The organism is Streptomyces sp. NTD91 (assembly GCF_059510455.1).
The window spans coordinates 19,199-30,076 of record NZ_JCAJZW010000065.1 but is presented as its reverse complement, the minus strand read 5'-3'; the positions used below and the strand labels follow the sequence as shown (position 1 = coordinate 30,076).

The window sequence follows — 10,878 nt, the reverse complement described above, 5'->3', positions numbered from 1 at the left end:
GGGATGCTCACTCCAACCGCCGACGCATCCTCGCGACCGCCCGGCAGCAACTGCTGGAGGACCCGGACGCGAGTCTCGACAGCATCTCTCAGGCGGCCGGCGTCGCCCGGCGCACCCTCTACGGACACTTCCCCAGCCGGCAGGCGCTGATCGCCGACCTGACACAGGAAGCAGGCCATGAACTCCGGCAGGCGCTCGCCGGAGCCCGTACCGCGGATGCCGACCCGGTCGAGGCGATGACACGGATGGTGCTGGCCGCATGGACGGTGGGCGACCACTACCGCATGCTCATCGCCCTGGGACGGCGCCGTCCGGGAGAGGACGAGATCCGCACCACCCTGGCACCGGCCCGCGCAGAAGCCGTGGCAACCCTACGGCGCGGTCAGCGTGAAGGCGTCTTCGCGGATCACCTTCCCGCACCTGTCCTCGCCCGAGCGCTGGAGGCACTGATGCTGGCCCTCGCCGAGGAGAACGCCGCATGCCCGTGGGCGGACCCACATGGTGAGGCCGCGGCAACCGCGTTCCTCGTCGCGGCCGGCGTAGCACCACCAAGGGCCGCGCTTCAGGTGCAGGAGGTCATCGGGCGGGATCGGGCAGTGGGCGCCGGGTGACCTCGTGGGCGTCGTCCGCAGCGAGGCCGAGCATGCGCAGGACCATCTCGGCCAGGTCGGAGGCGGCCTCGTCGCCGTCGAGGTCCGGGTGGTCCAGCCGGAGAGCCACCAGCGAGAGCAGGGTGCCACCCAGGGCGGACAGGGCGGTGGTCGCGTTGCCGCAGGTGAAACGACCTGAGGCGATGCCGATCTCCAGGTCGCGCAGGGCGCGTGGGGCGAGGCCGCGATCGGAGTGGATGTGGGCCAGGCCGCGGTCGCGCAGGATCCGCATGAGTTCCGGGTGGGAGTCGGCCATCCGGGCGGTGAGCCGGAAGCCGGCCGCGACCAGCTCGGCGGGGTCGTCGATGCCTTCCACGCGCGCGTCGATGACCTGCCCGAACTCCTCCAGGGCGTCCGTCACCGCCGCGTCGAACAGCTCCGTCTTCGACTCGAAGTGGTTGTAGAAGGACCCGAAGCCGACATCGGCGCGCTCGGCGATGGCCTGGATGCTCGCGCTCGTGTCCCCGGTTTCCGCGAGGATCTGCCGGGCCGCGCGGACGAGCGCCTGGCGGGTCTCGGCACGGCGTCGCTCGAAGCGGTTCCTGGGCGGGGCTGACGTCGGCATACGGCCCAGTGTAACGGCCGCCACGATGGCACTGCCATTACTGATGAGATCCTCAATTATTTGGCTGCGCCTATTGACGACGAGAAACGGCAGAGTTGATGATTTCCTCATTACGGCAGTGTTGCTTGGAGGACACCATGTCCCACATCCCCGTTAACAAGGGCGGTCCTCTGACGCCCCACCAAGACCTCCACAGTGAGCAGGGCGCCCTGCGCGGTGAACACCCCGGACGAGCCCGGAATCCCGTGATCAAAGTGGCGGATCTGGCCTGGCTCGAGTTCGAGAAGCCGGACCTGGACCGGGCCGAGGTGTTCGCCCGTGACTTCGGATTCGCCGTCGCCGCCCGCACCGAGCGGGAACTGTGGCTGCGCGGCACCTTCGCGGGCTCCCCCTGCATGGTCATCCGCCGCGGGTCGACATCCCGCTTCATCGGGCCGGCGTTCCGCGCGGCCGAACGGGGCGATCTGGACCGGCTCGCCCGCGCGACCGGTAGTGAGGTCCGGGACATCGACGTACCCGGCGGCGGACAGTCGGTCACCCTGCTCGATCCCTCCGGCTTCCCGGTCCGGGTCGTGCACTGCGCCGAGCAACTGCCCGCTCTGCCCGGGCAGCAGCCCTTGATCCTCAACACCGGAGTCGAAGACCGCCGTACGAACGCCACCCAGCGGCCGCCCCGCGAGCCGTCGCGCATTCAGCGGCTCGGGCACGTGGTGCTGGAGACACGGGTGTTCAGACGGGCCCTGGACTGGTACCTGGACACCCTGGGGATGATCGTGTCCGACTTCCTGTTCCTGGACGGGCAGCGCCAGCGCGGGCCGACCATGGCCTTCATCCGCTGCGACCAGGGCAGCCTGGCCGTCGACCACCACACCCTCGCCCTGCATCTGGGGCCCGGCACCGGCTACGTCCACTCCGCCTACCAGATCACCGACCTCGACGCGATCGCCGCCGGCGGGGAGTACCTGGCCGAGCGCGGCTACCGGCGCAGCTGGGGCATCGGCCGGCACATCCAGGGCAGCCAGCTCTTCGACTACTGGCGCGACCCCGACCGCTTCATGCTGGAGCACTTCGCCGACGGCGACCTGTTCTCCTGCGACCTCGAACCCGGCTGGGCACCGATGTCGGCGAGCGGCCTCGCGCAGTGGGGCCCGCCCGTCACCCGCGACTTCCTGGGCGCCAGCCCCTCACCCGCCAAGCTCCGCGAGGTCATGACGGCCCTGCGCGGCGACAACGAACTCGACCCCGCACGCCTGCTGGGCCTGATGAAAGCGATGAGCTCATGAGCACCAACGTGCTGCGCACCCCCGACGGCTGGTGGGCCGTCCGGGACGAGCGCGCCGTCCGTATCGAGACCAAGGCGGCCACCACCGCCGAGCTGATCGCCGACCGGGACGCGGTCCGCGACGCCGGTGCCTCCGCCGCCGGCGGCACACCCGTCGCCGACCTGGTGGCGCTGCCCCCGGTCACCACCCCCTGCCGGGTGGTCGCACAGATGGTCAACTACCGTAGCCATGCCCGCGATTCGGGCTTCACCGGTGACATCCCGCCCACCTTCTTCCGCAAGGCGTCCGGCTCGGTCAGCGGCCCGCACCAGCCGATCGTCCGCCCCGCGCACGTGAAGTTCCTCGACTACGAGGTGGAACTCGGCCTCGTCATGGGTGCGCCGCTGCCGGTGGGCACCGTTGTGGAAGAGCGGGACCTGCCTTCATATGTCGCCGGGCTCGTCCTGACCAACGACGTCAGCGCCCGCGACGTCCAGCTGACCAAGACCCAGTTCTACGAGAGCAAGTCCTACCCGACCTTCACCCCGACGGGTCCCTACCTGGCCCTGCTGGAGCCCGAGGACTTCGCACGTCTGATCGACCTGCGGCTGCGGCTGTCGGTCAACGGCGTACCGCGCCAGGACCGCACGCTCGCCGACATGATCGTACGACCCGCGCAAGCGCTCACCCTGCTCGCCCGCTTCCAGACCCTCGACCCGGGCGACCTGCTGCTCACCGGCACGCCCGGCGGCACCGCCCTGAAGGCCCCGCCCAAGCCCGTCGAGAAGATCGCAGCCCTGCTGCCGCCCGCACTGAAGTGGAAGGCTTTCTTCAAGGGCCAGGCCAAGAACCCCCACTACCTCCAGAACGGTGACCTCGTCACCGCCACCATCGCCACCCCCGACGGGCGGATCGACCTGGGCGAGCAGCGGACCGCTGTGGCGGACGCGAGGTGAGCGCCGCAGCCAGGAGGCCGGTGGTCATCATCGGTGCCGGACCCGTGGGCGTCACGGCCGCGCTCCTGCTCGCCCGGTACGGGGTGCGCAGCCTGCTCCTCGAACGTCACCAGGACGTCTACCCGCTGCCGCGTGCCGTCGTCGTGGACGACGAGGTCCGCCGCATCCTGCAGAGCGTCGGTGTCCACGAGGAGTTCGCCGCCCTCGCCCGTCCGGCGCCCGGGTTGCGGCTGTTGGACGCCCGGCGCCGCGTGATCGCCGAGTTCCCGCGGTCCCTGCACGGACACCACGGCTTCCCGCAGACCAGCATGTTCGACCAGCCGGAGCTGGAACGGCTGCTGCGCGACGCCCTGGCCCGCCGCCCCGAGTGCGAGCTGTGGGGCGGGGTGGAGGTCGTGTCCGTCAGCCAGGACAGCGACGGATCGCCCGCTGCCGCGGGTCCGGTGCGGGTCACCTTCCGCCGCGACGGCACCGACGAGAACGAGCACGTATGGGCCGATGCCGTCCTCGGCTGCGACGGCGCCGGCAGCCTCACCCGCGACGCCATCGGCGCCGTGTGGGAGGACCTGCACTTCGAGGAGAGCTGGCGGGTCATCGACGTACGCACCAGCCTCCCGGTGCGCACCTGGGAAGGCGCCGAGCAGATCTGCTGCCCCACCCGGCCGGCCACCTTCATGCGAGTCGGCGAGGACCGCTATCGCTGGGAGTTCCGGCTGGCCGAGGGCGAGTCCACGGACGGCCCCGAGGGGCTGGAACAACTGCACGAGCTGGTCGCCCCCTGGGTCGACCTGCCGTCCGCCGCCCACGGGGGCGACGACTTCAAGGTGATCCGGCAGGCGCGGTACACCTTCCGCGCCCGCCTCGCCGACCGGTGGCACCGAGGACGCGTCTTCCTGCTGGGCGACGCAGCCCACCTCACCCCGCCCTTCATCGGGCAGGGCCTGTGCGCGGGCCTGCGTGACGCCCGCAACCTCACCTGGAAACTCGCCCGCGTCCTTCAGCAGGGCGCGGACGACCGTCTGCTGGACACCTACCAGCAGGAGCGCAAGCCGCACGCCCGCCACGTGATCCGTGTAGCGGTCGCCGTCGGCTGGGCCATGACCGGGGGGCAGGACCGCGGTGCGGCCCTCCGCCGGGCCGTGGTGGGCGCGGCATGCCGCCTCCCCGGCGTGACCGCGGCGGTGAGCCGCGACCTCAGCCCCGCGCTGACGGCCAATCCGCTGGTACGACGCCGCCCCCGGCTGACCGGCCGTTCACTGGCCGGCACCTTCTGCCCACAACCCTGGGTGCAGTACCACGGCACGCGAGAGCGCCTGGACGACGTCCTCGGGGACTCCTTCGCCGTACTGACCGCCGTGCCGCCCACGGCACGGATGACGGGCGTGGCCACGGCCCTGGACGCCTCCGTGATCCATGTCGACGACCTGGACGACGACGGCACCCTGGCCGCCTGGCTGGCACGCGGCCGGGCGGACGCCGCCCTCCTGCGCCCCGACCGCGTCGTACTGGACACCGTCCCCACCGGCACCGGCGACTTCACCGACGCCGCCGCCTGGGCTCCCCTGTTGCACACGGCCCGCCGTCCCGCCGAAGCCCGGCCCGCACCCTGACGAGGAACACCACACCATGACCGCCCCGCACGCCACGCCTTGTCCGGAGCCCTTCCTGCCGCCCGACCCGAAGACGGCCGCCGGCAGCCGCATCGCGGACTTCGCCCGCTGGACCGCCCGGCACCGGAGCGTCGACGGCATCCAGGACCCCACCGACTACCAGGCCCTGCACCACTGGTCCGTCACCGACCTGGAAGGCTTCTGGGCCGCGGTGTGGGAGTACTTCGACATCGACGCCGCCACACCGCACGAGCGGGTGCTGGCCGAGGAGACCATGCCCGGCGCCCGCTGGTTCCCCGGCGCCACCCTCAACTACGCCCACCACGCCCTGCGCAACCTCCACCCGGACGCACCCGCGATCACCGCACTGGACGAGACCGGAGCCGCCTACGAGATCACGGGACGACAGCTGCGCGCCCAGGTCGCCTCCGTCGCCGCCACCCTGCGCGACCTGGGCGTCGGACAGGGCGACCGGGTGGTCGGCTACCTGCCCAACACCCCCCACGCCGTCATCGCCTTCCTCGCCACCGCCAGCCTGGGCGCGGTGTGGTCGGTGTGCGGCCAGGACTACGCGCCCAAGGCTGCGGCCGACCGCTTCGCCCAGCTGGAACCGGCGGTGCTCGTCACGGCCGACGGCTACCTCTTCAACGGCACCACGCACGACCGCCGCGCCGCATCGCTCGAACTTGCCGGTGCCCTTCCCACACTGAAGGCCACCGTGCTCGTGGATCACCTGGGGCTCGCCCGGCCCGAGACTCGGCACACGAAGCTGACGGTGCCCTGGGAGGACGCGGCCACCCGCACCGAGTACCTCGCCGTCACGCCGGTCCCGTTCGACCACCCGCTGTGGATCGTCTTCTCCTCCGGCACCACCGGCCTGCCCAAAGGCATCGTCCACGGCCACGGCGGCGTCCTGCTGGAGCATTTCAAGACCCTCGGCCTGCACTGCGACCTGGGCGTCGGGGACCGCCTGCTGTGGTACACCACCACCCACTGGATGATGTGGAACCTGGTCGTCTCCACCCTGCTGACCGGCGCCACCACCTGCACCTACGACGGCAGCCCCGCGCCGGTGGCGGACCCGGACGTCCTGTGGGAGCTGGCCGCCCGCCACAAGATCACCGTCTTCGGCACCAGCCCCCAGTACCTGCTGGCCATGGCCAAGCTCGGCGTCGACCCCGCCGTGCACGACCTGTCGGCAATCCGCGTCATCGGCTGCACCGGCGCAGCCCTGCCGGCCTCCGCCTACCCCTGGGTCCGCGACCACGTCGGCGCAGGCGTCCAGCTCGCCTCCACCAGCGGCGGCACGGACGTCGTCTCCGGCTTCGCCGGCAGCGCCCCCACCACCCCGGTGTGGGCGGGTGAACTGTCGGCCCCCAACCTCGGCGTGGCGCTCGCGGCGTACGACGGCGCGGGACGGCCGGTCGTCGACCGGGTCGGCGAACTGGTCGTCACCCGCCCGATGCCCTCCATGCCGCTGTACTTCTGGAACGACCCCGACGGCAGCCGCTACCGCGACGCCTACTTCACCGCCTACCCGGGCGTGTGGCGGCACGGCGACTGGATCACGATCACGGGTCACGGCTCGGTGATCGTCCATGGCCGCTCCGACGCCACCCTCAACCGCAACGGCGTACGCCTGGGCAGCGCCGACATCCACGACATCGTCGAACGCCTCCCCGAGATCACCGAAGCCCTCGTCATCGGCGCGGAGGAACCCGACGGCGGCTACTGGATGCCCCTGTTCGTCGTCCCGGCGCCCGGAGTCACGCTGGACGACGCCCTGCGCGAGAAGATCCGCGACGCCCTCCGCACCGGCGCCTCACCCCGCCACGTCCCCGACGAGATCCTCGCCGTGCCGGCAATCCCGCACACCAGAACCGGCAAGAAACTCGAGGTCCCGGTCAAGCGCCTCCTCCAGGGCGCCCCCGCCGAGCAGGTCCTCAATCCCTCGGCGGTCGACAACCCGGACCTCCTCGCCTACTTCGCCGACCTGGGAGGCGAACGCCGCCAGGCCCGTCACCCGCACACCGTCGAGGACGCCTGATGAGCCTCTCCGGCGCCCTTGCCTGTCCGATCGTGCTGATCTTCGCCCTGCTGGGCGTGGCCAAGATCCTGGCCCTCGGCCCGATGCCCGAGCTGGCCGTCCACGCCGGCTTCACCACCTCGGCCTACCGGCTGATCGGTGCGCTGGAGCTGGCGGGCGCCATCGGCGTAGCGGTGGGCCCGGTCCTGCCGCTGCTCGGAGAGCTGGCCGGCCTCGGCCTCCTTGCGCTCCTCGCCGGTGCCGTGACCACGCACGTGCGCAAAGGAGACGGGCCCCCGAAACTCGTCCCCGCCGTGGCGTGCGCGGCGCTGGTCGCCTGGTATCTCGTGCTCCTTGCCGGTGGCGGCTCGTGACGTTGGACGGGCGCCGTAGCAGCCACCCGTGACAGGCATGAGCGTCGTGCTGGCCGCCTGCTGCGCGCAGGCGGCACAGGACCCTGGTCCTGTTAGCGAGCCCACGCCGGGGCTGACACACTGAATCTGTGGTTCCTCTGATGACCGCGACCGATCAGGCCGCGTCCTCATCACTCACAGGCGCCGGCGTGGTGTCGGTCTGCGCTCTGCTCTTCACCGTGGCGTCGTTCTGGTGGCTCAACGCCAGACAAGGGCGGCTGAAGACCTGGGAGCCGCACGCCTTCGCAGCGATCATCCACTCGTCCACGGCCCGCCTGCGGCTCCCGCTCGTCCTTCACAACACCGGCCCCAAGCCGATCGTCGTGCAGGACCTCGTCCTGACTTTCCCCGACGAGCCCGCTTCTCACCTGCCGCTGCTGTGGGTGTCCTCACCGTCCCGCCTCCAGCCTGGGCCGGACGAGGACGCGAAGCTCCCGGCGGGCTTCGTCGTGCCCGGGAGAGAAGCGCAACAAGTCTTCATCGAGTTCGAGGCGCCGTTCTCCGGGTTCATGCCGGAAGCTCGTGACTACCAGGTCCAGTTGCAGGCGAGGGTTGGCCACCGCAAGGGGTGGCGCCGCCTGCTGACGTTCACGCTGCGGGCCGCCAACATCATCGATCCGGATCGCTACACCGTCTACAACAACGCACCGGTCGAGCTGACGAAGGAAGACCGGAGAAGAGCGGATGCCGCACTCCTCGAGCTGTTGCAAGAGGAAGGGGGCGACTCCGCGCCGGGCGACAGGAGGCCGCGGCGTTCTTCCCATGACGACGGCGACGCCGACACGAGCCGCTGACGCGGCACCCGCCCGGCCGAGCACGCTCCTGCTGCGATCAGGAGATCACGGTTCCTGCGGTCACGCCGACAGGTCGGCCCGCGGGAGGAGCGCCCGGAACAACGCCCGACAGCCCTGCGACAGCTGGGACGGTTGGCGCAGCGGATGGAATGCCTCCGCTCAGTTCGGCGATCGTTCACGGGGGTTCCTTCCTGTGGCCTCCACGACCTGTGGCGAGGGTGGGCGGGTGCCGCAGTGCCGCTGTGTCCCGGAGACGAGGCGGAGATGAGGGTGTGGGCCCGGCCCGCCGACTGCGGCGGTGATCGGCAGGCCGGGTGCTACGGCAGATGAGCCCTACCGTGCGAGGAGGGAGTCCAGTGCGGCGGTGAGTTCCGCGACCGGGTCGGTGGCCGCGCCATGGACGCGCCAGCCGATGAAGCGGTCCGGGCGCACGAGGACGGCGCCTTGCGGTGTGTGCCCGCGGGCGGCGGTCCAGGTGGAGCGCGGGTCGCGATAGTCGCCGTCGACGTGGCCGATCCGGATGGCGTCCAGCGGCAGCCCGCTCTCGGCGGCGATCTTTTCGGCGGCCTCGCGCCAAGCCTGGCCGTCCTCCCCGGCGATCAGCAGGAACCGGCCGGGGCGCACCAGGCGGGCCAGGGCCACGCGATGGCCGTCGAGGTCCTCCAGCCAGGCGTGGGGCAGCGGGTGTCCGGGGCGGGCGGCGGGCTGGTAGATGCGGACCGGGTCGGGGTTCTCGGGTGCGGAAGTGCCGTCGGGGACGACGGCCGCGGACTCGTACGTGTAGCCGAACTCGACGCCCAGTTCGTTGAACTCCATGGACTGGGCGGCCACGGCGGCCAGGAACGTGCGGCGGAAGTCGGCGTCGGCGGGATCCTCGCTCCACAGGCGGCGTGCCTGCCGCCAGTTCTCCTCCTCGTCGGCCCCGGGCCCGCCGCCGAAGAGGGCGTTGATGGCGATGTGGTTCATGGCGTTCTCCAGCGAGCGCTGGACGTTGGTGGCGTCCACGGGGCGCCGCTCGGCCTCGTAGGTGTCCAGCAGGGCGTCGCCGGCATGGCCCTGCAGCACGGCGGCGAGCTTCCAGGCGAGGTTCTGGACGTCGTGCATGGCGGAGGTCAGGCCGAGGCCGCCGGTTGGCGGATGCCGGTGGGCGGCGTCGCCGACGATCAGGACGCGGCCGGCGCGGTAGCGGTCGGCGACCACGCCCTCCAGGGTCCAGCGGGAGATCATGTGGACCGTCACGTCCTCCTCGCTCAGGCCCAGCCCCGTGCGCAGGTCGGCCAGCACGGACTCGTCGTCCAGCGCGCGACCGTCATCGGGCCCGTAGTTGAGGTGGAAGACCCACTCCTCGGACTCCGGGCCCCAGTGGTCGGGGCCCATGGGCACGAGCACGCCCGGGATGCCGAGGTCGGGCAGCCACAGCCAGCGGATCAACACGTCAGGGTCGGTCGCCACCTGGGACAGGTCGGCGGAGATGTGGAAGGAGACTACGCGGGCGAGGTCGCGCACGCCCTCCTGGACGATGCCCACGGCGGGGCCGACGGTGCGGCCGCCGTCGCAGCCCAGCAGGTAACGGGCCCGCACCCGGTAGGTCTCGCCCGTCTCGCGGTCGGTGACGGCGGCGGTGACGCCCTCGTCGTCCTGGGCAAGTGCGGTCAGTTCGTGGTGGAAGCGGACCCGGGCCGTGGCGAGTTCCTCGGCGCGGGTGCGCAGGACCGGCTCCAGCCGGATCTGGGGCAGGTTGGCCTGCCGCTCGGGGCTGGCCGCGAGCCACTCCGGAGAGTGCCCGCCGGCTCCCCAAGCCTCCATCCTGGCGACCCTGCGGCCGTAGTCTTCGTGGTCGCCTGCCAGGCCGACGTACCAGGCGGTGTGGGACATCTGCTCGGCCGGAGTGGAGGCGGCGTAGACGGTGTCGGCCACGCCGGCGTCGCGCATGATCTCCATGGCGCGCTGGTTGAGGACGTGGGCCTTGGGCAGGACGGAGGTGCTGGGCCAGGCGGTGACCAGCAGGGACTCGATGCCCATGCGGCTGAGCAGCATGGAGGCGGTGAGCCCCGCACCGCCTCCGCCGACGATGAGGACGGGGACGTCGATGTCGTTCATGGGTACTCCATGGGGTGTCACGGCTCGGGGCCATGGGGTGGGGACGGCTCAGGAGCGGCGGGGGAAGAGCGCCAAGGGCGTTTCCCCGGTCGATTGATCGAGGCGGGGTGTCCGCGGATTGAGCGGACGGCGACGCACGGATGCGAAAGGCTGGTCGTTCCGAGAGGCGCCCGCTCGCTGCGGGCGGGCGTCGGCAGCCCGGACGGCACGGAGGGGACGGAAACAGTGGTGTCGATTCGGAGGCCGCACCCGGCCTCGGCGGCCAATGCGGCGAGATGCGGTGGGTGCCGTCCGAGCCGGGCGAAAGGCGGCCTGCGGAGGCGGGCTGGGTATGAACGCTGTGCTAGGCCGGCCACCGCGTGGAGGCGCAGGGCGGCAGATGCTGGCGGACGTCGATGCGGCTCATCGTGATGCTCCTCGGAGTCCAGGCGGCACTAGGGCGTGTTTCGAAAGTCCCGTCTGGTCCGCGACGCCTGGCACGGCACCTCGCCGCATTGTCGGG

General features: G+C 71.6%; 9 protein-coding genes. 7 read left to right on the top strand and 2 right to left on the bottom strand.

Annotation, left to right across the window (positions count from 1 at the left end; translation table 11 throughout):
- A partial coding sequence (locus AC5WRT_RS36355; protein ID WP_496097858.1) for a TetR/AcrR family transcriptional regulator occupies window positions 1–611 on the top strand: 611 nt, incomplete at its 5' end.
- On the opposite strand, the gene AC5WRT_RS36350 is transcribed toward AC5WRT_RS36355, so the two are convergent.
- Window positions 577–1,215, bottom strand: a complete 639-nt coding sequence (locus AC5WRT_RS36350; RefSeq protein ID WP_496097857.1) for a TetR/AcrR family transcriptional regulator — start codon at window positions 1,213–1,215, stop codon at window positions 577–579. The two genes, AC5WRT_RS36355 and AC5WRT_RS36350, sit on opposite strands and share 35 nt — an antisense overlap.
- Window positions 1,216–1,352: 137 nt before the next feature.
- Here AC5WRT_RS36350 and AC5WRT_RS36345 point away from each other — a divergent pair, with 137 nt between their 5' ends.
- From AC5WRT_RS36345 to AC5WRT_RS36320, 6 genes are all read left to right on the top strand, one after another.
- Window positions 1,353–2,498 carry a VOC family protein gene (locus AC5WRT_RS36345; protein WP_496097856.1) on the top strand — a complete coding sequence of 382 codons (1,146 nt, stop codon included), beginning with the start codon at window positions 1,353–1,355 and terminating at the stop codon, window positions 2,496–2,498.
- Window positions 2,495–3,433, top strand: coding sequence for a fumarylacetoacetate hydrolase family protein (locus tag AC5WRT_RS36340; RefSeq protein ID WP_496097855.1), 939 nt, complete (start codon window positions 2,495–2,497; stop codon window positions 3,431–3,433). Before AC5WRT_RS36345 ends, AC5WRT_RS36340 begins: the two co-directional genes overlap by 4 nt.
- Entirely contained in the window at window positions 3,430–5,043 is a 1,614-nt protein-coding gene (mhpA, locus tag AC5WRT_RS36335) for a bifunctional 3-(3-hydroxy-phenyl)propionate/3-hydroxycinnamic acid hydroxylase MhpA (RefSeq protein ID WP_496097854.1), read from the top strand. The genes AC5WRT_RS36340 and mhpA overlap by 4 nt, the downstream gene beginning before the upstream one ends.
- A 16-nt stretch (window positions 5,044–5,059) precedes the next feature.
- Window positions 5,060–7,090: an acetoacetate--CoA ligase gene (locus AC5WRT_RS36330; protein WP_496097853.1), complete on the top strand. Its 2,031-nt coding sequence runs from the start codon at window positions 5,060–5,062 to the stop codon at window positions 7,088–7,090.
- Window positions 7,090–7,443 carry a DoxX family protein gene (locus AC5WRT_RS36325; RefSeq protein WP_496097852.1) on the top strand — a complete coding sequence of 118 codons (354 nt, stop codon included), beginning with the start codon at window positions 7,090–7,092 and terminating at the stop codon, window positions 7,441–7,443. The genes AC5WRT_RS36330 and AC5WRT_RS36325 overlap by 1 nt, the downstream gene beginning before the upstream one ends.
- 140 nt (window positions 7,444–7,583) lie before the next feature.
- Window positions 7,584–8,276: a hypothetical protein gene (locus tag AC5WRT_RS36320; RefSeq protein WP_496097851.1), complete on the top strand. Its 693-nt coding sequence runs from the start codon at window positions 7,584–7,586 to the stop codon at window positions 8,274–8,276.
- Window positions 8,277–8,609: 333 nt separating this feature from the next.
- Here the strand turns inward: AC5WRT_RS36320 and AC5WRT_RS36315 are convergent, their stop codons facing one another.
- Window positions 8,610–10,376 carry an FAD-dependent monooxygenase gene (locus tag AC5WRT_RS36315; protein WP_496097850.1) on the bottom strand — a complete coding sequence of 589 codons (1,767 nt, stop codon included), beginning with the start codon at window positions 10,374–10,376 and terminating at the stop codon, window positions 8,610–8,612.
- Window positions 10,377–10,878: the final 502 nt, after the last annotated feature.